Source organism: Pseudomonas sp. F01002, from assembly GCF_004402115.1.
Classification (GTDB): domain Bacteria; phylum Pseudomonadota; class Gammaproteobacteria; order Pseudomonadales; family Pseudomonadaceae; genus Aquipseudomonas; species Aquipseudomonas frigoris.
The window spans coordinates 1-22,265 of sequence record NZ_SOPU01000036.1; the positions used below are offsets into that span (position 1 = coordinate 1).

The window sequence follows — 22,265 nt, forward strand, 5'->3', positions numbered from 1 at the left end:
TTCCATGCTTATCACCCTGTGTTCTCCTGCTCGAAAAGTGAGCAGAAGCAGTTGAACACCTGGGTCAGTTTTCAGTCGGCAGAACAGCCTCTACTGGGTCAGTTTTCGGTCAGCGGCAACAGCCAATCCCTTCGAAAGCGCTAGAGCAATTCTTAAAATTCTGGCGATCGGCACTCGCCTCTACGATATTGTTCCCCCCAAACATATTCGTCGCTGAGTTTTGAGCCAAGGCTCGGATCTCAGTATTGGCCGGGAATATCGAAATCAAGCCCCGAAAGATTCGGGGCTTGATAGGGTCAGACGACATCAGGGTTTGCGTCCTCCGCCTCCGCTCATCCCATCATCCTTGCGTCCCGTTTCAGAGGACTTATCGCGGTCATCGGCGACATTGCTGCCGCGTCCGCTTCCTTGCCCACCGCTGGACGATTGATCAGCCTTGTTGGATTGTTGTCCGCCTGAAGCTTGGCCGCCTTTTTGGCCTGGTTTGGACATGTTTTCTTTATCGTCGGCAAATTCGCCTCCGCGATTCGTACCCTGCCCGCCTCCGGACATGCGATCGCTATCGCGAGATTGTTGTCCGCCGGAAGCTTGACCACCTTTTTGGCATTCTTCAGACGCGCGTTGTGGATCTTTGGCAAAATTTCCGCCAGAGGCTTCTCCACCTTTCTTACCGGCTTCAGAAGCCTTGTCCTGGTCATTAGAAAAATTGCCTGGATTTTTGTTTCCTGTATTGGCCATTTTTGTTCACCTCTACATCGTTAGCACGAGCATGGGCTCGTCTAATTGGGAGGACGCACAAAACAGAAAGTTTGAACGGAAATATTGGGCTCGCGACGAGTGGATAGGGGTATTTGGTTCCATCGAAAATGAGCGCGTTCGATGGACGGCGTATGCGTCATAGAGGGGGCATCCTTCGTCGAATTTCAGATTAAAACGATCGATGTTTACTAGACTTAATAACTCGTAGAAGCCCTCCATGCATCACACTCAGGCGGTCAATCGATGACTGAACACATCGTGCATTTTCATTGCCAGATCGATCAGGGAACGACTGAGCGCTTCCGGGATTGTTGCCTCGAAGCCATCGATCAAGGCGCCACCTCCTTGCTCCTCAATCTTTCTACAAGCGGGGGTAGCACGAACTTTGGCTTCACCCTCTACACGTTCCTGAAGTCATTGCCGGTGCCGCTATGCGCGATCAACGCGGGCAACATCGAATCAATGGGCATCATCATGTTTTTGGCGGCAGGCCGCCGTATCACCTCGCCCCACTCACGCTTCCTGATTCACCCGATGAATTGGTACTTCAGCCAAAAATCAGTCGACCATCAGCGCCTGCGTGAATACCTGTCGAGCCTCGACAACGACCTTGCACGTTACGTGCAAATTTTCACACTCGAAACGGCTGATGCAGAGACCAAGCTCGATATTTTTCATTGCCTTTCAGCGGAAGAAAAAGTCATCGCCGCTCATGAGTCTCTTGCATACGGGATTGCGCATGAGATGAAGCAAATGATGTTCGCTGATAATGTCAAACATTGGAAAGTCAGCGGTGGATGAGCCTAGCCCGCTCCGCGATATATAGCTGTATATCAAAGACTAATCACGAGAGAGCTATCGTTGCTGCCATCATGGAATTGGCGCTTTGGGGAAATAGCCTAGAAAAAAGCACGCCAAGCAATGGGCCTCGAAATACACCGTTGGGCCTTGGCGTTGAACTCAAGCGTCACACCCTCCGTCTAGCGCATAGATGGGGCAAAAGCTTCAGCCCTTAGCCCTCAACCCTTGTATGTTCAAAGAGATTGCCATGGCCACCACTGCCGCACGCTTGAATTACTTCCACGACACTCTTTTCGGCCCTATAGCGAAAAGCGTTGATTGCGACCTTGTCATTACGCCTATCACCCCCGGCGCTTTTCAGGTGCAGGTGCTTTCTCCAGTACCAGATGACCTACACAAGGCACATTCCTTGACAATAATCCTTTCCCCCAAAGAACATCTGACAGGCACGGTGGCTCAGACGCACAAGTTAGACAACGGTGATCTGGAGTTCCAAATCGATGTATGAGTTTTCGCTAGACGTTGAAGCCATCCTCAACATCGATGCTGTGCCAGCATCATTCTCAGAGTAGGCGGGCACGCTGATGGGCGCGGCTGTTGAACCGTGCGAGATCGTTGTAACGGTCACCAATCAGCGCGCCCCGATTCCCTCAATTGATGCCATTGCTTTTCGCCCTTACCCGGTCAGAAGCAGGTCAGCGTTGCAGTCAATCGCGAGCAGCACGAACCTTCCCGCTAAAGATGCTAAAGCCGTAGGTGTTGTAGATGAGGGTCACTGGGATCAGCACGGCGAAACCGACCAACATGAAAATTTGACTGGTCGGACTGGAGGCGGCGGCTTGCAACGTCAAATGCGGCGGGACAATCAGCGGATAAAGCGTTGCGATCATCAATGCGAAGGCCAAGACGAAGATTCCCAACGCAGCGAACAGCGGTAGATATTCTCGGCGGCTTCGAAATTCCAAGATGAAGCCAATTAGCAGTGCAATGAGCAGCGTTGAGGCCGGCAGACAGTCAAGAGGATCTGAAAGCCGATGCGCATAGCGAGTATCGAGTGTCGCTGTCCAGGCCACCAACACGACCAATAGCACCACAGTTACGATTGCCAGCGTCCTCGCCTGACGGCTTGATCTCCTTTGGAGATCGTCCTGAGTACGCCAATAAAGCCAGCAGGCGCCCAGCCATGTGTAGCCCACGACGAGCACCGCGCCACAGTACAGCGGGAACATAGCCAGCCATTCCCAACCGTTACCATTGTATTGCCCGCCGTCATTAGATACGCCTTGTACCAGCGTGCCCAACACCACGCCCTGAGATCCGCCGGCGAGCAGTGAACCGACCAGCAGCAAGCCATCGACCATGCGCTTGATTCCGTCACTGGGCCAGTAATCACGAAATTCCAGCGCTACCGCTCGAAGAATCAACGCCAAAAACATCAGAATAAAGGGCAAATAAAGCGCCGGCAGCAGGATGGCGTAGGCCAGCGGAAATAGTGCCAGGAGGCCGCCGCCACCTAGTACGAGCCACGTTTCATTGGCATCCCAAATCGGCAAAATAGTCACTGCCATGGCACGTCGCTGCTTGCTACAGCGGGTAAGACCAAGCAGTACGCCTACACCAAGATCAGTGCCATCCAGTAGCACATAGCTCATCACTGAGAACGCCAAGGCCGCCGCAGAAAGTAGTGTTATCCAGTCATTGTCCAACATGGATTCATGCCCTTAGGAATCACCTGTCTCGTCAGCCAGGGTTGGCTGTGGCCCGGCCTCGTCTTCGTGCGGTGGTTCACGCAGTATTCGCAGAAGCACCCATAGGCCAACGCCGAATATCAACAGGTAAAACGACAGGATGAACCATGTTGACTTAATCACCTGCTGTCGAGACACCGACGAAAGACCGTCAGTGGTGCGCAGCAGGCCATAGACGGTAAAGGGTTGGCGACCCACCTCGGTCACTACCCAGCCACTCAGCATCGCCACAAATCCAGCCGGGGTCATCAGCACACACCCTCGGAGCATCCAACGCGCTGCGTACAATCGTTGCCGCCGTCGCAATACCAAACCGGTCAGGCCCTGTCCCAGCATCAATAGGCCTAGACCGACCATGACGCGAAATGCAAAGAACACCGCAGGCACCGGCGGGATGTCCTCAGGAGGGAATTCGTCCAGCGCGGCGATAGTGCCACTCAGGTCGTGCCGCAAGTACAGCGACGCAATGCGCGGAATAGCCACTTCCCAATGGTTGCGCCGCGCGGTCATGTCAGGAATGGCAAACAAGCGTAAAGGTTCGCCCGCTCCTTCAGCTGGGGGAGTCCAGGAGCCTTCGATGGCGGCCACCTTCTGCGGCTGAACCTTAAAGCTGTGCTCACCATGAAGATCTCCCGCGAGAATTTGTACTGGTATAAGCACCACAATCGCCCAAAGCGCCATTGAGTATGTAAGCCGAGCTCGCGGATTCTCAGGTGCACGTAACAGCTGCCAGGCGCTGATACCGGCTACCAGCGTGCCGCTGCCGAGCAGTGCCGCCAACGTCATATGCACGAGTCGATAAGGGAACGATGGATTGAAGATGATTGCCCACCAGTCGTCGGCTATGAAACGCCCATCTGTGGCAATGGAGTAACCAGCGGGTGTATGCATCCAGGAGTTGGCTGACAGAATCCAGAACGCACTGATCAGTGATCCGAGCGCCACCGCGCAAGTGGCGAAGAAATGAATACGAGGGCCGACCTTCTTCAACCCGAAGAGCATGATGCCAAGAAAACCAGCCTCTAAAAAAAAGGCGGCAAGCACTTCGTAGAACATCAAGGGGCCGAGGATATCTCCCGCCTGAGTCGACAACCGCGACCAGTTGAGACCGAACTGATACTCCAGAATCAGTCCCGAAGCAGTGCCCACCGCCACATTGAGGGCTAATACCTTCAACCAGTAACGATACACATCCAGGTAGACTTTTTACGTTAAGGGAGCGACAGATTTCGAAACAGAATGCAGAAGCGAAACTTTGACTAGACACTTAATAAAGACCCTACTTAAATCAATAACGACCAAACTTCTGTCGGTATTCCGCTGGCGTTAAGCCAGTCAACTCTTTGAACATTCTCCGCAAATTGGAATCACTGCTGAAACCAAGCTCTAGGCTGATTGTGCTGACGGTTGATGACGTCAACGTGAGGCGTTCGCTGACCTGGTTTAATTTTATAAGACGGGCATAGGCTGCAACCGCTAGGCCGGTTTCTTTTTTGACCTTGCGCGCTAGAGTGCGCGCGGACATTCCGAGGTTATCCCCCAATTTGTCCACTGTAAGTTGTTCAGCCGGCAATTGCTCAACGAGGACAATTAGCTTACGCAATAACCTGTCGGACTGTTCCATTAGGCTTATTGTCTGAAAGGCGGTGTGAACGACTGCCGGGCGTGGTAGCACCATCAACTTGATGAGGTCTCGAAAAATTTCAGAGCTGACATTCTTTTCGATTAGCGCCTGGGCAATGGGTAGATATCCGTTTACGCCTGAAGCTGTGGCCGTTCTCTGATTAATGATGCAGGTCTGCTCGCTTTGCCAGCGCACCTTTTTATAGCGTTGAGCCATTGTCTCCACGAGCCACCATGTAATCGTCGCCGCCTGATCATTTAACTGACCGCTCGCTGCAAGTAGACAAACCCCCGTGCAATAACTCAAAAGCGTGCATCTTTTGGCACGATTCGATAGCGCTGCCACCAAGGGCGAGTGAGCTACCAACACCGTTTCAACCTCCTGCGACGACTCTGCCCAGAAACCTGGAACTAGGATGGCGTCCAGCTCGTCGCTGTCGAGGGACTCTGTCGCCTGCAACGTTACGCCATGCGCACATTCAACTGACCCGATCTGCACCGCAACATAGACAGTCTCAAACAGATCATGACCTGTACGCCGATTCGCTGCGTACAGAAGGTCAGCGAATGCAAACAACCCCGCAGGCATGCAGTTGGAGAAAAGGAGCAGTCCAATTCGTAAGGTTCTGGGCATGGCTGAAAATGAATCGATTATGGCTAATTTCGCCATTATGGCCTCAGTATCGGATTGGCACCATGAGATCTCTTTCCAGGAGGGTTTTATGATGAAAATTCAACAAATTCGAAATGCCACAATCATTGTCGAAATTGGCCTCTATCGTATCCTTGTCGACCCAATGATGGCGCGAAAAGATGCGCTTCCGCCGTTACGATTATTCGGCGCCAGGCAGCGTAACCCAATCGTCGAATTGCCGGATTCAACCCCGGCTGTTCTCAATGCGGTAACCCACTGTCTAATCACCCACTGCCAAAAGGGGCACTTCGACCACTTGGATCGAGCAGCTAAAAAATGGCTTCGCGATAGACAAATTCCAGTGATCTGTTCACCGCACGACGCGCCTCATCTTGCAAAGCAAGGCCTAAACATCCAGCCGCTTCCTGAAAATCATGAGCAGCCTAATCTCTTTTTGGGCGGAACGATTCGTACAATCAAATGCACCCATGGGAAAGGCCTGATAGGCAAATTGATGGAGCACGGTGTCGGTTACTTTATCGAAATGCCAGGGGAACCCAGCCTATATCTGGCTGGCGATACAATTCTCACGCCGACCATAAGGGATTTCGTGCTACATCATCAGCCACAAGTCAGCGTAGTACCTGCTGGCGGCGCACAATTTGATTTTGGTGACGATATTATCATGGGGATTGACGAGGTCGTTGAATTCACCCGGTTGAAACGCGGAACGGTGGTGGCCAATCACATGGAGGCGGTCAGCCATTGCCCGGTAACTAGACCTGCGCTCGCTAAAGCAGGAAAACTAGCCGGTATTGACCAGCGCTTGCGGATCCCAGCAGATGGCGAAATTATGGAGTTCATGTTTTGACTAATAGCCATCGTGAGGTGTGTCCACCAGCTTGTATGCCGGCACGAATTAGAAACTTCTTGCGGATGCTACGAAAATTGGCACTGATAGGGACGGTGTCAAAATGGACGGCATCCTCGAACACCTGCGGAGCCGGGCCAAGAATCTCAAGCGCCAAACCATTGTTCTCTGATTTTGTTATCAGGTTCCACTAACGCCTTGGCTGCCGAAGTGCATTTCCGTGTTAGTCGTGGCCTACTCGTTGAGTCCAATCGACCTTGTCCCCGATTTCATTCCTGTCCTCGGGTATCTGGATGAGGTTGTCATTTAAATACTCTGGCTACCAATTAAAAGACCAATCAGTCTATATTATGAGGAACATTTACATGCTTTCTGAATACCAAATGACGCTGCCAGCTATTGAACTGGAGGCCTCCGAAGGCCGAGCAAAGGACGTTTTGACCAAAGGTAAAGCACAAGCAGGCGTTCTCCCAAACATGTACTCCCACATGGCGAACTCGCCTGGCCTGCTGGAGACATACCTGGAAGGCTATTCAGCCTTCCGTAACGAGTCAGGTTTCACATCGGCGGAGCAGGAGTTGATTTTTTTGGTTATCAGTCGCGAAAACGGATGCGAATACTGTGTCTCGGCTCATAGCGCTATTGCCGATATGAAGTCAGGGCTCACCCCGCAAGCCACCAATGCGATTCGTGACAACACGGAGATAGAAGATAAAAAACTCTCGGCATTGGCCGCGTTCACGCGTGTGATGTTCCATACCCGGGGGTTGCCCTCTAAGTCAGACGTTGAAGCATTCCAGGGGGTCGGCTATGGCGAACGGCAAATCTTGGAGGTCGTTCTGGCGATTGCGATAAAGACGTTGAGTAATTATTCCAATCACCTCTTTCATACCCCTCTAGACAAGATCTTCGAGGGCAGGGCTTGGCAGCAGGAATAACCGCTTCCGGAAATTTGAGCTCGCTCTGCTTCTTGGCGATCATCCCAAGAGAGATGGTCGTAAGCACTGCACGCGGTCTCCCTGGCAGCTCAGACCGTGCTAAGTGGCCTTCTCAGGTACCTTCCTCATACGGTGATGAGGCTAGGCTGTAACAAACGAAATTCCAACGACGTCCATGTATACCTTGGCTTCATGCAGGATCGCAGATCGTCTGCACCGCTTGGCGCTTTCTGGCGATGCTAACGCGGTCAAGGTTGAAGATACCTGCAAATATGTTTCGACGTCGGACAGCTTGCACCAATTGTAAACCTTCAGCTCGGCAGTCTCTCGCCTCACTTTGTTGCCACTTTTTCGGCGGCATCAGTATTTTAATTTGGCGACACTGCCACCGACTCAGCAACGATAGTTGTTGTTCTCTTCATTCAATTGGTAATCGAGGTCAAAGCGAATGAACGACCGCCGACAGTCAATGTGAACGCCTAAAAAAGCTCGAACTCGCACCGTTGTATCCAATGTGTAGGTCTATGGAGGTAAAGCGACATGAATAATGATGACCGTGATAACGACTTCGAATCAGAACCAACGTCCGATGCCCCACCCACCGATACATCGGGAAAACCCGTGAATGTGGTCGAAAGAGATTTACAGGACGCGGACAGCGACACCAAAGGAGTCGATGAAACCATTACGCCATCTTCTACCCGAACCAAGGAACAAGAGGTTGAGGAACTCAATCGAAAAACAGCGGAGATAGAACGTAAGGTTGCGGATGGCAACTAGCAGCAGGCTTGAAGTATGTTTGACCAAATGAGAAGCGGGAGGTCAGTGTCAGACCTCCCGTCGTTCAGTCAACCTTTTATGAAGTACCCAATCCTCGAGATTGATCGGCCGGCGTCTCGGATGCTGCCCGGAGCTCCCCTTCCGGTTTCACGTCTACGTCTGAGTGATCAGTCGTTTTTGTCACCGTATCGCGCACCGCATCAAATCCCTCCCTCGCCTGTTGTTTTACCTTGTCGGCCAGGCCTGCGCTGGTCTTGCCCATATAGCGTTGCTCAGTCTCCGTCGAAGGCAATACCGCCCCCAACATCGCCCCTAACGCGATACCTGCAGCGGCTACCATCAGAGGCTGCTGCTTCAGCAACTGGCTGAATTGATTGCTCATCACTTGTGTACTGCGCACCAAACGGTCGCTGGCGTCATGAACGGCATGGCTGATGTTTTCGGTGGCAGCCTCCAGGTTGTCCCCCAGGCTCGCAGCTTTACCTTTGACGGTCTGGTACCCTTCCTTGAACGTGTCGGCGGTCTGGTGCAAATGGTCACGCGCGCTGTCGATGCCGTCGGCCAGCCCATCGGCCCATTCTCCGACTGTGTTCTGATCCGGGCCGGCGCGATAACCAGGGGGAGGGGTTGGCGGACGGTTCTGGCTCATCATCAACCACAACAATCCAACCGACGTCAGTACCGCAGGAAGGGGATTATTTCGAACGCTGGTGCCCAGGTTGGTCAGGAATGTCGTGCCGTTGCTCTGCATCAAAGACAACGCCTGATCGAACACCTGACCCGGCGTGAATTTGCTTTCTAGGGCATCAACGATGTTGCCGATACTCGCCCGCTGCGCATCGATTTCACGCTCGATAGCCTCTGGGCTTTTCTGCGACTCAGTTTCGAATTCACTGTTCATGAGACTTTCCTCCGCAGCGCTTCCTGGTCTTTGCTCAAGGCATCTAGCGTGCGATCAGGCTTGAAGTGGGACGGCTCGAATTGTTTTTTCCCGGACTGCAGCATGGCGAACCCTACGATCATCACCACGACACCGACAATCAGGGCTGCCAACCACGGGGCTAGGACAGTGCTCAGGCCATAGACGGCGGACATCAATAAGATGATGAACCCTGCCATCAGCACAATCACACCACCCGCGACACCGGCAATGCCTGCTTTGAGCGTCGTAAGGCTCGCCTGAAGCTCTGCTTTGGCCAAAGCGAGTTCCTTGGTGAACAGCGCAGGCACTTCACGGGATAGCTGCCGTATCAACCCGACGACCGAAGCGTCGGGATCAGGCACAGGCACTGGTCTTGAGCCCGGAAAATCTGGATCATCTCTGTTCATCACAGTGCTCCTTTGACGTTTGTTGAACCGGGTGTCGAGTTCGTTGCGAAGTCCAAAGGATGATCATGCTCATTCGGTGAAGGCGGGATGATGCCAGTGGCCAGGCCGGGGCTTTGATCGGTGCGAGATGGAACGGAGGTTTCATAGGGTCGTTGAGCGCCAAAACCACCTGACGGAGGCATTGAATTACCTGCTGCTGGATCGCTGGTATCAGTGAATGTCGCCGCAGGCGAGCTCCCTGCTTTCAGGAAGCGCGATAGACCAAAACCCAGCGCAACACTGCCGGCGATGAAGAGTGCAGGGTTGTTACGCGCGAGGTCGGCGGCGTCATGAAGCAGCTGTTCGGCACTTTTTCCACGCAGATTGCCCGCCAGGCCACTCATGGATTCAGCCATGTCTGCAAGGTAATCGGACATGCCGAGCGTGTCCTTGCTTTCGATCTCGGAAACGAAGGACTTCGCTCCTTGGGCCAGCGCCTCTATCTGGTCTGCTGCCGTGTCGCGGTATTGTCCAAACTGCGCGTCTGCTTGCTGCCTGGCGTCGCCAAGCGCCTCAGTAACGTTTTCTTTCAAGTGTTCGAAGTTCTGCTCTGTCCCTCCGGAGTTGGGTTTATCTGGCTGACTTCCGGTGGTGCTGTCTGAAGTATTCATGTCGTCCCTCGCCTTCTGGATGAAAAAGCGTTATCAGGGTTCGCCACGAAGTGCCCGCAGCCCCCCCTCATTTCAGATGACGGAGCAGCGTTATAGGGAGTTCCAATGAAATGATGAGCGATGCAACTTCTCCCTAGATGCCGAAGGATAGAAAGACTGCCCCATCAATCTGTACGCCTTTGGGTCATTTCGATGGAACATTGTTTACAATCCGTCCTCTATCGCAACACCAGCCGAACCTGAGGATGTCACCATGATTCACTCACTAACCGGTATGAAGCCAGGCGAGCGTTACGCCGTCGAAAGCCTCGAACGCACTCGTAATTTTTCAGGCTTCTTTCTCGATGGAAAGTATTACCTGGAGCCCGAGTTAATGACCGCCGTCGGGTGGCTGGAAGGTCAGCAATTTTTGTATGACGAACTTGACCCTTTAGGTGAACCAGTGTTTCCAAATCGGGTCGCTGGCACCATCGAAGACCTGACATTAACCTTGGCCGATGGTGCACGTCTGAAGTTGAACCAGGTGCGCTATACCGCCCAAGTGGATCCCCCCACACAAGGAATCAACGCCACCCCTGATCTTTACCGTCGCAAGGCGTCTGGGCCACTCTGCGACAAACTGGTGGTCATCACCGGGGCATCAAGCGGCATAGGTCGTGCGGCGGCACATGCGTTCGCCAGCGAGGGCGCCCGTCTGGTGCTTGGTGCTCGTGATGAAACGGCGCTTGCTGAAGTCGTCGAAGAATGTGTTTCACGCGGTGCGACGGCCCTGGCAGTTCGCACTGATGTGACAAGCAGCGAACAGATGCGAGCGTTGGCCGATCAGGCTGCCGCTTTTGGGGACGGTCGCATCGACATCTGGATCAACAATGCAGGTGTCGGTGCGGTGGGCAACTTCGAGGAAACACCTCTTGAGGCTCATGAGCAGGTGCTGCAAACGGATCTGCTCGGTTACCTGCGAGGAGCCTATGTGGCTTGGCCCTATTTCAAGGCGCAAAAACGGGGTATTTTGATCAATACCCTTTCACTCGGGAGCTGGGTCGCACAACCCTACGCAGCAGCTTACTCGGCCAGCAAATACGGTCTGCGGGGTTTGAGCGAAGCGTTACGTGGTGAGCTGAATGAGTATCCTGATATACATGTCTGCGATATCTATCCAGCCGTCATGGACACACCGGGATTTCGTAACGGGGGTAATTTCACCGGTCATGCCCTTAAGCCACCTCCACCCATTTATGATCCGCATCTCGTCGCCCAAGGTATGGTTGCCTGCGCGTTACGTCCAAGGCCGAGTACCACCGTGGGAGGAGCAGCCACGATGGCGCGACTAGCGCATTTTTTGGTGCCCGGCTTTCCCCTTCTATATGGATGGCTGACTCGTATGGGCCTGGAACACAGCCCAGAGTCGGCATCGACATCAGGCAACCTTTTCGCGCCGCCAAGCGGTCAACGTCGCATTGAAGGTGGCTGGCGCGCAGCCAAGCGGAGACCTTCCATGCTATTGGCAGTCGGCGCAACGCTATTAATTGGCGGAGCTCTGTTTGCGCTTTATCGTCATGGACGGCGCGAACGTGCTCTCTACGAAAGAGCATGATTAGAATCATGGAACCTGCTGGCATTATTTGAGAAACAGCAGGCCGCACGTTCACACCTGGATCCAATCGCGAGATGATTGGCTCACAAGCCTATGAGTCATCGGCATTTTGCGAGGATTTCCGAAATTCCAAGGTAAACAATCGACTCATCAAGTCTCGCGACATTTAGTGCTTCGCCCGATGTCTCCGAACGCAAAAACAGCTGGCAGGCATCCCTGACAGCTGGAGCGTTACTTACTTTTTGGAACCTCCAGTCATTACAGCCCCAAAAATCTGCTTGGCGGTTTGCACAATGACGCCAGCTTCATCCGGATCGCCTTGCAGCAAGGTCGAGGCAAATTTCTTCGCCTGCTCAAGTTTGATATGCGGCGGCAGTGGTGGGACATTCGGGTCAGTCTTGAATTCGATCAGATCCACTTCGGACTTTGCCACTGCCGCCAATATTTGGCGACGGTAATCAACTCGGCCATGTTGCTCATCTGCATTGCGCCATCGCCGACCAGGGCAATCACTGTGCGTTTCGGGTGAGCGAATTTCGCTGCAATCGCATACGGCACGGCGGCGCCCATGGATGCCAGGCCGCCGGAAAGCGAACACATCATGCCGCGCCTAATCTTCAAGTCACGCGCGAACCAGTTAGCGCACGACCCTGAGTCGCTGGTGATGATGGCGTGTCCAGGAAGGCGTGGTGAGAGTTCGTAAACCACCCGTTGCGGGTTGATCGGATCAGCCTTGGCCAAGGCGCGTTTTTCCAACGTTTTCTCCCAGGTGGCGCGCCAGCCTTCGACCTTTTTACGCCACTTGCGTGGGGTCTTGTGTTCCAGCAATGGCAGCAGCGCCGCCAAGGTCTCGGCCGCATCGCCCACAAGGTTCACCTCCATCGGATAGCGCAGGCTCAACATGTCAGGTTGAAGATCAATCTGGACACCGCGCGCCTGGCCTTCTTTAGGCAGAAATTCGGAATAAGGGAAGCCTGATCCGATCATCAGCAAAGTGTCGCACTCAGTCATCAACTTGTAGCTGGGCTCGGTGCCGAGCAGGCCGATGCTGCCGGTGACCCACGGTAAATCGTCGGGCAGTACCGCTTTACCGAGCAAGGCCTTGGCGACACCAGCGCCGAGCTTCTCGGCAACTGCAATGACTTGATCGGTCGCAGCCAACGCGCCAGCGCCAACGCCAACGCCAACGCCAACGAGGATGGCGACTTTTTCGCCGGCATTCAGCACATCCGCTGCTCGCTGACGATCCGCCTCATACGGAACAACCCTCGGTTTGCTATCACCGACGCCTGAATGAACGGTGCCGTGTTCCCTGGCGGGCGCCTTGTATTCGGCTTCCTGCAAGTCATTGGGCAAGATCAGCGCGGTCACCCGACGCTCGCTAATTGCGGTACGCACCGCCCGGTCGATCAAGTGCCGGACTTGCGATGGCGTCGAGGCTTGTTGCACGAATGCACCAGCTACGTCGTTGTCCTGTTCGGGCGTTTCAATGCCAAGCTCTTCTTCGGGGGCTTCGTGCGGGTAACAGGTAACCCCCGGGCCTCATTCGGCCCTTGACGATGGCCTGGCGAATTCCTTTTGTTATCCCTATCCGTGGTGGCATTCGGATCTTCATTACGGCCAGCCTGGCCTAGCACGCAGCCGTCGTCATTGGGGTTGCCCAGATCCTTGATGGGTTTGTCCTGGGTAGTAGATGGGGTTTTCATAGATGCCTCCAATGCAAGGTCATGAGACTCTTTGGAGACACGTTCGGCGCCAGAGTGCAGCTCAATCAGCAGTAGCTTGATAGCATTGCTTCATCTGGTGCATGACGGACGCGGTTTCGCTTGCGTGCCGGATTTTGCGGTCAAGGATGCCCTGGCTGATGGGAGCCTCAGATCTGTGTTGGATTCGTACATGACCCGCACCACTGTTTTCCAGATTCTTTGGCCTAGCAGTAAGCAAATGTCTCCGAAGGTGAGAGCGTTTGTAGACTTCTTTGTAGAGCGGTTCGGAAATCACCTCGTAACGAGTGAAACGTGAAAAATGATTCGCCCCTCCCCTGAGCTATCAAGCGGTTGAGTAGGATGCTGACAAGATGCATGTCGTAGGTTTTTAGTATTTGCTGATGCCGGTTTCGACCGGGAAGATCGTGACCTCAAGTAATCCATCCAGCTTTTTTGACGGACTTCTGGTTGCTCTAAAATCAAAAGCCAGCCGCGACTACGTCGCAAAAAAACGATCCATCCTTGCCCTGCGGGCAAAGCCGCCTTCCGCCCTTCCCTGCCATTTACTTCCTTTTAAATTTCCTGAGGCAACGGCAGAGGCAAAAGCAACGGCGAAGCAATCGAGTCGATTGCCCTAAAGCCGTTGGCTATTGGAAAAAGCGGTGTGATGAAGATCCCTGCTTTTTGTTTGGAATCAAATATAATAACTCCGTCGCTTTTTTTTGATTTCAAGGGGGCTCGCAAACTATTTTTTCAGGGGCATGGCTTCTAAGCCTCCCCTAACAGTTCGTGACCTTCACCCTGCTCTCAACGATCTCGCTAGCCGTGGAGGCTCTGTATCGATTTGAACAGGCGTTTTGGCTACGTGCTCACGCCAAGAGCGGTTTGTCCTCACGCCAGACGCGAGCTAGCGCTTCATCGGCTTTTCGCTGAAGGTCGGAGCGGCTATGAACAAGATCAGTTCTCCTAGCGGACGGTTTGAGCTGTTCAACGTCCGAATCGACATTCAGCAGTATTGCCGAGAGGCTTGCGTACATGGTTAAGACGGCGGCGACCACATCACAGTGCAAGAATGGCTTCACACAGGGTAAGCCTGTCTCCGCAAGTTCGATGCCTTGAAGGCAGCATCTCGCAGCAGCGAGTGCACCTAAGGTAATTTCCAGTGTTCGCTGTTGACTGTGACCTTGAGAGTCAACCGCAGGCTCTTTGATAAAAGCACTGAACGTTCGAATATCGTTGTCGGCGTGGGCCTTCATGACGTCCATCAGTTGCTCCACCTCATAGATGGTCTTTTTCCGCTCGTCCTCCAGGTTACAGGCAGCAGATTTTCGTAGCGCCATGAGGAGAAGCGCAAGCCCGAAGCTGGCACAGACGCATGACGTGGCACCGCAGCTTGGTACCGAAGTATCGGCCGCAATTTTGTCTCGAAAAGACTCGAGGCTTGATGACCAAATGCTCATCCGCAGCACATCCTTTAAGGCAGGGTATGACTAATTGGGTAGTCGCTCTTCATCTACTGGGCCCGGCGTAACCCTGTCTCTGTCACCCGCCGGTTCCTCTTCCCTACTGACGTGCTCTTCGTCCGTCCCCTCACCGAAGTCCTGCTCATTCAACTGATCTCGGTAGTTCTTCTCTGGTTCGTTGTCTCGCCCTGCTTTATGAGGATACCGACCTGCTGACATAGGCATGACAGCAGGTCAGCTGTTATCACCGTTCTCCGCGCGTCCCGCCATGGCTATGTTGCCCGCCGATTCGAGCTTTCTCAGCCTTGTCAGTTGCGACATTGGCATTAGGCTCGCTTTTGCGCCCCGCCTCTTTGACTTTTTGAGGGTCATCGGAAAAGCCGTGATGCGGTTCTTGTCGTTTGGTCATGGCTGATCTCCTTAAAGCAAAAAATAGTTACCTTCATTTGAGGCGGCACCATAAGCCTTCGCCCAGTTGACACGACCAACGGGAATTAGCCGCCGCCATAATGAAAAAAGCCTCTTCAAATGCGACTACTGCGGCTCAATCAACGCGGTCATTGTTCTGTTTCGGTGTTTCAATAACCGTTTCCGTTTCACCGTTCGATTGCCGCGCAGGCGGTATCGAGGGTGCCTGATCGTTTTCTGAGTCACTCGGGTAGCCGGGCAAGCCGCGCGCATCTTCCGGAGTCAGAACATTGCCCGCAGAGTCGCTTTCGTGATCCCAGTCGGTAGTCGCATTTGGATCTTCGTCGCGACCGGCAGTGCCCAAAATGCAGCCATCATCATTCGGATGGCTCGAGTCATTTTCTGGCAAATTTTGAGTGCTGGTTGAATGCGGTTTCATAGGGGGGCTCCAATGCGGAGTAGTGGGTCTTCTTTGGAGTAACCCAGTGCATCCAAGTGCAGCGCAAGGGACAAACGGTGTGGGTATCCGCTTCAGTACCCACCGGAACTGAAGAACACAGAGCCAAATGCCCATTTCAGCCTGTCGAAGACATAAGAGTGGGAAAAAGGATTTTTTCGGCGCTTCACTCGCTGCCTGATTATCAGATCACTTTAAGAAAGGGTCGGCCATGGATCTCGTATTTCTCGGTACTTCAGCAGGCGTTCCGACCCGAAATCGAAATGTGAGCGGCACCGCTTTGCTCGAGTCCGCAGGCAGAGGTTGGTATCTGATCGATTGTGGTGAAGCCACTCAGCATCAACTGTTGCGTACTCCATTGTCATTACACGAGCTTCGAGGATGCTTCATCACGCACGTTCACGGCGATCATTGCTTCGGCCTACCCGGCTTGCTGGCCAGCGCCGCCATGTCGGGACGTCTCGAACCACTACATATAGTGTTGCCGGTTGCCCTACATGCCTGGTTGCGTCTAAGCGTGACTGTAAGTGAGTCCTACCTACCCTTCGAGTTGCATCTGCATGCGAGCGAAACCTTTGAGGGCTGGCGAAATGGCAATGTTCAAGTCAACACCGTTGTCCTCTCCCACCGAGTCCCATGTCATGGCTATATATTTTCCGAGGCCACCCCTGACCCACGATTGGATGTGCAACGCCTCGAGACAGATGGTGTCCCCCGAGGCCCTCTTTGGGGAGAGCTGGCGCATGGACATGATGTTGAGCATGCTGGACAGATATTTCGTTCCAATCGTTATTTACGGCCTGCCCGACCAGACCAGCGCATCATCATTTGCGGCGATAACGATTCCCCCGAACTATTGACGGAGGTGGCGCCTGGCACAAACGTGCTCGTGCACGAGGCGACCTTCACTCAGCCTTTAATCGATCGCACGCGGACGACTTATGGACACAGTAGTGCCGCTGCTGTGGCGCGTTTTGCTGAGTCGGCACGCATCCCAAATCTAGTGCTTACCCACTTCAGCGCGCGCTATCAATCCAACCCCAAACTTAGCCCGTCCATTGATGATGTCCGCGAGGAAGCAGCGGCAAACTTCACCGGCGAGTTGATCCTGGCGGATGACCTGCAACGCTACCACCTGGGTCGGGACGGTCGCCTGAAGCCTGCCATCGGCCGCTTGTCGCGATGCTGATTACTATTTGTAATCAGCGCCGCGCTTGCAAATCAAAATGAGGGGCCGTGCAATGAAGTGGAGCTCAAGCCTTCCGCCGGTACCCCGACCCCAGCCGAGCCCTGAGCGCTTTTGCTGAAGCAGTATGGAAGCAAAAAGCGGGTGAAATTCATCGAACGATAACCGCGTGCTCGTGCTCGTGCTCGCATTCACTGATGAGTCCAACCGAATTACGTTCCAGTCTCGGCCCTGAGAGATAGAGCCGCAATCTGCTGTCATAAATTGTCTCAGCTGAACCTTGCGCTGGTATTGAAATCGTCGTGCCTTGGCGGTACTTGTAGGACACCATTCGTTAGCAGGAAGCGCACCATGGGGCCCAGATTCAGAGTGATTGAAACCACCAGACTAGAGGATGGCAACAAGCGATATAGGGTTGTAGATCTGGTTGAGGGAGGCTCAGCGAGCAAACACGGTGTGTTTGAGGTTAGAGCTGAGGCAGAGACTGTTTGCTCGACATTGAACACCGAGCATAAATGGCCGACTGAGATAGGGATGCGTCGTGCCGCACCGGTTAGCTCTCAATGATCTACACGATTATCGAACCTGCTTTCCAAATCTATTACCCGGGGGCGCAGACGAATGCCTCCAGGTCTCCGAGAGCTTATTACCTCATTACGTGGCCTCGTCCTCCTAGAGGCAGAAAGGCTCTCTGAGAACTCAACATGCTGAAGACGTTTGACACGAACTCTGCTACCTCATGCAACAGATAACGCGTCAAGTCGCTGATTTGAAGCAATGAAAGTCCGCCAACAAAAAGGCCCTCGAAGGGCCCTTTTGTACTCAAATCAACTTACTTGGCCAGCCAAGACTCTACGGTGTCGGAGCCATACTGAGTTTTCCATTCCTTCAGTGTTTTGTGATTGCCGCCTTTGGTTTCTACGACTTCGCCGGACTCAGGATTCTTGTAAACCTTCACCTGGCGAGGCTTGCGAGTGCTGCTCTTCGACTCAGCAGTGGGTGCGCGACGACCTGCCTTTGGATCAAGTAGGTTGACGATGTCTTTTAAGCTGAAGCCGTACTTCGCCAATAAGGCACGGAGCTTTGTTTCGAATTCGATTTCAGCCTTCAAGCCCGCGTCACCTTTGAGGGCTTCGAGTGCTTGAAGCTGTTCAGCTAGGTGTTTTTCGAGCTGACGGAACTCTGCGAGCTTGGACATGGGAAATCTCTCCGTGATTGTTATTCTAACGTTACACCAAAAACTCCAATTTGCATGAAGCGAAGTGCGTTTACTTTACTCATTAAGTCGTCTCCGTTGCAGGATTCGCACTTGAGCAAACGTCCATTAATAGACATTTGGCGACGAGCGAAGGTTCGTAATATCGCAACAGAACATTGGTGTGATGGCGCCGCATCTGACTCTGATTTGCGGAACGGAATTGTCAGCGGTGGTGTCGTTTGTATTAGACACCTTGGTGTCGAAATCCCGTTCAGATAAAGAGGTAGTTTTCATGAACAATATCATCTACATCGTTGGGGCAGTGGTGATCGTCCTAGTCATCCTGTCGTTTGTCGGCCTTGTATAGCCTACCCCAGCTGAAACCCATTCTGGTGACGCCGCTAGCGGTTCAGTCCGAGCTAAACCACGGTACTCAGAGGAGTTTCAGACATGTATCCGACGACTCCTGACGGTCGCTACTTTGTGGTCAAAGGACAGCTGTGGCGTTGCACCAACCCATCGTTAAATGAAGATGTGCGACAGCGTCTTGTCGACGAACTCATGGAAGCGCGACGTGAGGTAGTAAAGGCAGCGAAAGCCTCCGGCGATCCTGGGCAGCTAAAGTTGGCCAGGGCGAGCGTCCAAACAACTAAGGTGGCGCTCGGGGAGCGCGGGCCGGTTTGGTGGGACGACGGTAGCCCTGACTTCAATACATGTCAGGTCGCCAATACACCCTATGCCGACTGGTATCCCCCGGTGTCAGGATAGTTGTCGCCTCTCCGGTTTTTCCTGAAAAAGCATATCGGGGGCGGAAAGAGACTGGTCGTGCCGTACTATTCACCAGAACGCAGAGCCGCAGTATTCAAAATACTGCTTCCCCCACTGAGCCTGTCGATGGCCGAGGTTTCGCGGCGCGAAGGGGTCAGCGAAATGTCTTTGTCCAACTGGCGCAAACAGCTCAGTTCTGAAGGAAGTGCAGTGTTCGAAAACAAGCCGTTGGCCGAGAACTGGTCAGCCGAAACCAAGTTTGCTGTCGTCCTTGAAACGGCCGGTTTGTCCGAGATCGACCTGGGCGAGTATTGCCGCCGCAAAGGCCTTTACACCGAGCAAATCACTGCCTGGCGACAAGCCTTTATCGCCGGCCAGAAGTCGGTAAAAGCCCAGCAAAAAGAAGACCGGGAACAGACTCGCAAAGAAAAGAAATGCATCCAGGAACTTGAGCGCGAACTGCGCCGAAAAGACGAGGCGCTCGCTGAAACAGCTGCGTTGTTGGTGCTGCAAAAAAGCTCAACGACTACTGGGGGACCGACAACAAGGACAACTGAAGTTTTTGCCGGAGCAGCAGTTACTCGTGGTGTGGTTGACCGAAGCCATCGCAGCAGGGACCGGGAAAATCAGGGCCTGCCAGGAGGTCGGTCTGTCACTCAGAACCTTGCAGCGATGGACTGTAACAGACGTTATCCAGGCCGGTGCCCGAACGCCTGTCACACGACCGCACGCCGCGCAATGCGCGGAGTGCGGTCGTGTGACAGGCGATTGTGATGCTGTGCAACAGCCCTGAGTATGCCAATCTACCGCCGAGCCAGATCATGCCGCTCCTGGCCGATCAAGAACGTTATCTGGCGTCGGAAGCGACGTTTTATCGCGTCTTGCGTGCGGCGGGTCAACAGCAACATCGAGGCCGTAGCCAACGTCCAAGGCGGCACGCAGTACCGACGACGCATGCGGCCAAAGCGCCCAATCAGGTATGGTCGTGGGACATCACGTATCGTGTGCCCGGAGTTCAGGGCGAGAATGGATGCTCAAATGAACGTAACTGATCCATAAACCCCACCTATCCAAACAGGCGGCGTCTGAGGTGGGGGAGGAATCAAATCATGCTGGTGCGGAGGCCATTCGCGGCGCAGCTACTTCATTTTTTGTGGCTTGATATCCACCACCGTGCCCGCTTGTACTTTTTTGATCGGTGAAAGCAAGTGCGGCGAAATATTCCAGCGTTGACTGGTGTCGGTTACCACTGTGACGGTCTTGCGGTTGAACTTCATGACGGTACCGGACAGGCGCTCACCACTGGGTGAGTCGAAGCTTACCCGTGCTCCTGGATGGAACTGCATCATCGATTTATGAGCTTCCAACGACTCCAGCATCTTCAGCCGTTCGATAATGTGATGATTCAATGTCACTAACTCATCGACACTCAGATGATCAATATTGATACTCATGATGCCCTCCAATTCCAGGGTAGTAGCGCTTCAACGTCTTCAACCGACTCAGCCTGCGGTAATCGCTCCAGTACATGGCGCAGCCACGTATAGGGCTCCTGGCCGTTTGCCTTGGCGGTCTCGACCAGACTGTAAATCTGCGCACTGGCTGCGGCGCCCTTGGGCGTATCGCTGAATAGCCATGCTTTGCGACCGATCACAAACGGTTTGATTGCTCTTTCGGCGGCATTGTTGTCGATCGGTAAAAAGCCAGCCTCTATATAACGCTCCAGCCGGCTCCAGTTACTGGCCAAATAACCCACGGCCTTGCCCAAGGCACTTTGTGATGTGACCTGGGGATGAGTTTTCTCCAGCCAGTTTTTTAACTGGCTGAGCACCGGCAAGCTCTGTTCCTGGCGACCGGCAAAACGCTGTTCATCGGTCATCTCTTTCAACCCACGCTCGATGCCGTACAACTTGTTGATCATCGTCAGCGCAACATCGGCTCGACCGGCTTTGCCCTTGGGCTGCACTTTTTGCGCATCGACAAACTTGCGCCGTACATGGGCCATGCAGGCCAAACGCTCGATACCCGGCTGCGCGCCCAAAGCGTTATAGCCGGCGTAATCATCGGTCATCAGATAGCCGCGATAGTCGGCGAGCAGCCGCAACGGCACCTCCTGCGCTCGGCTGGTGGTGTAGTCAAACAGGATGACTGGGCGCTCCGGTGGGCCACTGGCTTGTACCCACATCCAGGATTGGCTGGCCGGGTCTCGGTCTGGCTCTTTCAGCACCTGCACTCGCGTTTCATCGCAGTGAACAATCGGACTCTCCAGTAACCGATCACGCATCAGATTCAGCAGTGGCTGGAAGTGTTCGCAGCACTGGATCACCCAGCGCGCCAAGGTTTGACGCGGAATATCGACACCGTGACGAGCGAGGACTTTTTCGAAACGGTGCAGCGGCAGGCCATCGACGTACTTGGTGGTCAGCAGCATCGCCAATACGCTGGGGCTGGCCATGCTTTTTTCGATCAATTGCGCGGGTTTGTCGGCGGTGACCGGTGCTGTTTCGCAGCCTCGGCAGCCGTAGACCTTGCAGATATGTTTGATCACCCGGATCTGCATCGGCACGATCTCCAGCTGTTCGCTGGTTTCTTCACCGATGGCGTGTTTGCGGCAACCGCAAGCGCAGGTCAGTTCGTGCTCGGAGAGTTCGTGGATGACCTCGATGCATGGCAAGTCAGCCGACAGTGGCTTGCGTTTGCCACGGCGCTTGGTCGGGGCGACAACTTCTCCGTCAGCTTCAACGGGCGCTGGCGTGTCGATACTTTCGGCTTCATTAAACAGCAGCAGTTGTGGCGTCGCCGGATCAGCGGTTTGCTCTGACTTGCGCCCGAACAGGCGCTGACGAAGTAGCGCATTCTCTTCTTCAAGAAGAACGACCTTCGACTGCATCTGAGCAAGTAATTGCTTGAGCGCAGCCAGGTCATCGGGAAGGTTGTCGGGCATGGAAATCATGGCCCGGATTATACCCAATCAAACAACGAATCGCGGCGTCAAAACCTGATGCGGACGGTTGCGCCAGAGATCAAAACCGTCGAGCAGCCAGTTCAGTTCCTGAACCGTCAGCACGATGGCTTCGTCGGTGGCATCGGGCGAGGTTTTGAAACGCTCAGACTCCAGGCGCTTGAGCCAAAGGCAGAAGCCGTTGCGCTCCCAATAGAGGATTTTCACCCGATTACGGGGGCGATTCAGAAAAACAAAAAGTACCGGGTCGAATACCGCTACCTTGATATCCAGCTCGACCAGGGCCGCGAGGCCGTCGATGGATTTTCGGAAGTCCACGGGCTTGGGGTATAGGTACACTTTTTCGACTTTGGCGTCGGGACGCATCATGACGGACTGGCTCCAGAAAGA

At 53.9% G+C, this 22,265-nt stretch carries 24 protein-coding genes and 3 pseudogenes; 12 read left to right on the forward strand and 15 right to left on the reverse strand.

Annotated elements, in window-relative coordinates; translation table 11 throughout:
* Positions 1-306 precede the first annotated feature (306 nt).
* Positions 307-738 carry a general stress protein gene (locus tag E3W21_RS27695; protein WP_134422756.1) on the reverse strand — a complete coding sequence of 144 codons (432 nt, stop codon included), beginning with the start codon at positions 736-738 and terminating at the stop codon, positions 307-309.
* 264 nt (positions 739-1,002) lie between these two features.
* Between E3W21_RS27695 and E3W21_RS27700 the strand changes: the two genes are divergently transcribed.
* Positions 1,003-1,560, forward strand: coding sequence for an ATP-dependent Clp protease proteolytic subunit (locus tag E3W21_RS27700; RefSeq protein WP_129444031.1), 558 nt, complete (start codon positions 1,003-1,005; stop codon positions 1,558-1,560).
* A 247-nt stretch (positions 1,561-1,807) separates the two neighbouring features.
* Positions 1,808-2,068 (forward strand): hypothetical protein, encoded by a 261-nt coding sequence (locus E3W21_RS27705; protein WP_129444033.1) that lies wholly within the window; start codon positions 1,808-1,810, stop codon positions 2,066-2,068.
* 199 nt (positions 2,069-2,267) lie between these two features.
* Here E3W21_RS27705 and cydB read toward each other — a convergent pair whose 3' ends face one another.
* From cydB to E3W21_RS27720, 3 genes are all read right to left on the reverse strand, one after another.
* The gene (gene cydB, locus E3W21_RS27710; protein ID WP_134422758.1) at positions 2,268-3,269 is read right to left on the reverse strand and encodes a cytochrome d ubiquinol oxidase subunit II; all 1,002 of its coding nucleotides are present in this window, start codon (positions 3,267-3,269) and stop codon (positions 2,268-2,270) included.
* 12 nt (positions 3,270-3,281) lie between these two features.
* Entirely contained in the window at positions 3,282-4,499 is a 1,218-nt protein-coding gene (locus E3W21_RS27715) for a cytochrome ubiquinol oxidase subunit I (RefSeq protein ID WP_256661674.1), read from the reverse strand.
* 97 nt (positions 4,500-4,596) lie between these two features.
* Positions 4,597-5,601 (reverse strand): GlxA family transcriptional regulator, encoded by a 1,005-nt coding sequence (locus E3W21_RS27720; protein ID WP_256661676.1) that lies wholly within the window; start codon positions 5,599-5,601, stop codon positions 4,597-4,599.
* A 55-nt stretch (positions 5,602-5,656) separates the two neighbouring features.
* On the opposite strand from E3W21_RS27720, the gene E3W21_RS27725 reads away from it, so the two are divergent.
* The 4 genes and pseudogenes from E3W21_RS27725 (at position 5,657) to E3W21_RS27740 (ending at position 8,154) form a co-directional block, all read left to right on the forward strand.
* The gene (locus tag E3W21_RS27725; RefSeq protein ID WP_129445175.1) at positions 5,657-6,436 is read left to right on the forward strand and encodes an MBL fold metallo-hydrolase; all 780 of its coding nucleotides are present in this window, start codon (positions 5,657-5,659) and stop codon (positions 6,434-6,436) included.
* Positions 6,437-6,623: 187 nt separating this feature from the next.
* Positions 6,624-6,743: pseudogene (locus E3W21_RS32030) on the forward strand (YkvA family protein); the annotation flags it as partial.
* A gap of 58 nt (positions 6,744-6,801) precedes the next feature.
* On the forward strand, positions 6,802-7,374 hold the full coding sequence (locus tag E3W21_RS27735; RefSeq protein WP_129444037.1) for a carboxymuconolactone decarboxylase family protein: 573 nt from the start codon (positions 6,802-6,804) through the stop codon (positions 7,372-7,374).
* A 540-nt stretch (positions 7,375-7,914) separates the two neighbouring features.
* Positions 7,915-8,154, forward strand: coding sequence for a hypothetical protein (locus tag E3W21_RS27740; protein ID WP_129444040.1), 240 nt, complete (start codon positions 7,915-7,917; stop codon positions 8,152-8,154).
* 76 nt (positions 8,155-8,230) lie between these two features.
* Here E3W21_RS27740 and E3W21_RS27745 read toward each other — a convergent pair whose 3' ends face one another.
* The 3 genes from E3W21_RS27745 to E3W21_RS27755 are packed head-to-tail and all read right to left on the reverse strand — an operon-like array spanning position 8,231 to position 10,133.
* Entirely contained in the window at positions 8,231-9,055 is an 825-nt protein-coding gene (locus tag E3W21_RS27745) for a DUF3618 domain-containing protein (protein WP_134422762.1), read from the reverse strand.
* On the reverse strand, positions 9,052-9,483 hold the full coding sequence (locus E3W21_RS27750; protein ID WP_129444044.1) for a phage holin family protein: 432 nt from the start codon (positions 9,481-9,483) through the stop codon (positions 9,052-9,054). The genes E3W21_RS27745 and E3W21_RS27750 overlap by 4 nt, the downstream gene beginning before the upstream one ends.
* Positions 9,483-10,133 carry a hypothetical protein gene (locus E3W21_RS27755; protein ID WP_134422764.1) on the reverse strand — a complete coding sequence of 217 codons (651 nt, stop codon included), beginning with the start codon at positions 10,131-10,133 and terminating at the stop codon, positions 9,483-9,485. The genes E3W21_RS27750 and E3W21_RS27755 overlap by 1 nt, the downstream gene beginning before the upstream one ends.
* A gap of 253 nt (positions 10,134-10,386) precedes the next feature.
* Here E3W21_RS27755 and E3W21_RS27760 point away from each other — a divergent pair, with 253 nt between their 5' ends.
* Positions 10,387-11,727 (forward strand): SDR family oxidoreductase, encoded by a 1,341-nt coding sequence (locus E3W21_RS27760; protein WP_134422766.1) that lies wholly within the window; start codon positions 10,387-10,389, stop codon positions 11,725-11,727.
* Between the two features lie 235 nt (positions 11,728-11,962).
* On the opposite strand, the pseudogene E3W21_RS27765 reads toward E3W21_RS27760, so the two are convergent.
* Positions 11,963-13,194, reverse strand: a pseudogene (locus E3W21_RS27765) (thiamine pyrophosphate-dependent enzyme); the annotation flags it as partial.
* A 315-nt stretch (positions 13,195-13,509) separates the two neighbouring features.
* On the opposite strand from E3W21_RS27765, the gene E3W21_RS27775 reads away from it, so the two are divergent.
* Both E3W21_RS27775 and E3W21_RS27780 read left to right on the forward strand, forming a co-directional pair.
* A complete protein-coding gene (locus E3W21_RS27775) occupies positions 13,510-13,749 on the forward strand; it encodes a LysR substrate-binding domain-containing protein (RefSeq protein WP_256661681.1) in 240 nt (79 codons plus the stop codon).
* A gap of 85 nt (positions 13,750-13,834) precedes the next feature.
* Complete coding sequence (locus tag E3W21_RS27780; protein WP_134422772.1) at positions 13,835-14,071, forward strand: hypothetical protein; 237 nt, start codon at positions 13,835-13,837, stop codon at positions 14,069-14,071.
* A gap of 231 nt (positions 14,072-14,302) precedes the next feature.
* Here E3W21_RS27780 and E3W21_RS27785 read toward each other — a convergent pair whose 3' ends face one another.
* From E3W21_RS27785 to E3W21_RS27795, 3 genes are all read right to left on the reverse strand, one after another.
* The gene (locus E3W21_RS27785; protein WP_134422774.1) at positions 14,303-14,893 is read right to left on the reverse strand and encodes a cyclodeaminase/cyclohydrolase family protein; all 591 of its coding nucleotides are present in this window, start codon (positions 14,891-14,893) and stop codon (positions 14,303-14,305) included.
* A gap of 247 nt (positions 14,894-15,140) precedes the next feature.
* Complete coding sequence (locus tag E3W21_RS27790; RefSeq protein ID WP_129444056.1) at positions 15,141-15,305, reverse strand: general stress protein; 165 nt, start codon at positions 15,303-15,305, stop codon at positions 15,141-15,143.
* 135 nt (positions 15,306-15,440) lie between these two features.
* Positions 15,441-15,743, reverse strand: coding sequence for a hypothetical protein (locus E3W21_RS27795; protein ID WP_134422776.1), 303 nt, complete (start codon positions 15,741-15,743; stop codon positions 15,441-15,443).
* A 229-nt stretch (positions 15,744-15,972) separates the two neighbouring features.
* Here E3W21_RS27795 and E3W21_RS27800 point away from each other — a divergent pair, with 229 nt between their 5' ends.
* The gene (locus E3W21_RS27800) at positions 15,973-16,950 is read left to right on the forward strand and encodes a ribonuclease Z (protein ID WP_134422778.1); all 978 of its coding nucleotides are present in this window, start codon (positions 15,973-15,975) and stop codon (positions 16,948-16,950) included.
* A gap of 829 nt (positions 16,951-17,779) precedes the next feature.
* Here E3W21_RS27800 and E3W21_RS27810 read toward each other — a convergent pair.
* Positions 17,780-18,145: a histone-like nucleoid-structuring protein, MvaT/MvaU family gene (locus E3W21_RS27810; protein ID WP_129444065.1), complete on the reverse strand. Its 366-nt coding sequence runs from the start codon at positions 18,143-18,145 to the stop codon at positions 17,780-17,782.
* Positions 18,146-18,595: 450 nt separating this feature from the next.
* Between E3W21_RS27810 and E3W21_RS32035 the strand changes: the two genes are divergently transcribed.
* Positions 18,596-18,913, forward strand: coding sequence for a hypothetical protein (locus tag E3W21_RS32035; RefSeq protein ID WP_134422780.1), 318 nt, complete (start codon positions 18,596-18,598; stop codon positions 18,911-18,913).
* Positions 18,914-18,970: 57 nt separating this feature from the next.
* A pseudogene (locus E3W21_RS27825) lies at positions 18,971-19,938 on the forward strand (IS3 family transposase); the annotation flags it as partial.
* A 114-nt stretch (positions 19,939-20,052) separates the two neighbouring features.
* On the opposite strand, the gene E3W21_RS27830 reads toward E3W21_RS27825, so the two are convergent.
* The 3 genes from E3W21_RS27830 to tnpB form a co-directional block, all read right to left on the reverse strand.
* Positions 20,053-20,367 carry a hypothetical protein gene (locus E3W21_RS27830; protein ID WP_134422782.1) on the reverse strand — a complete coding sequence of 105 codons (315 nt, stop codon included), beginning with the start codon at positions 20,365-20,367 and terminating at the stop codon, positions 20,053-20,055.
* Complete coding sequence (locus E3W21_RS27835; protein ID WP_134422784.1) at positions 20,364-21,866, reverse strand: IS66 family transposase; 1,503 nt, start codon at positions 21,864-21,866, stop codon at positions 20,364-20,366. The genes E3W21_RS27830 and E3W21_RS27835 overlap by 4 nt, the downstream gene beginning before the upstream one ends.
* A gap of 18 nt (positions 21,867-21,884) precedes the next feature.
* The coding region (gene tnpB / locus E3W21_RS27840; RefSeq protein WP_256661680.1) for an IS66 family insertion sequence element accessory protein TnpB at positions 21,885-22,265 on the reverse strand (381 nt) is incomplete at its 5' end.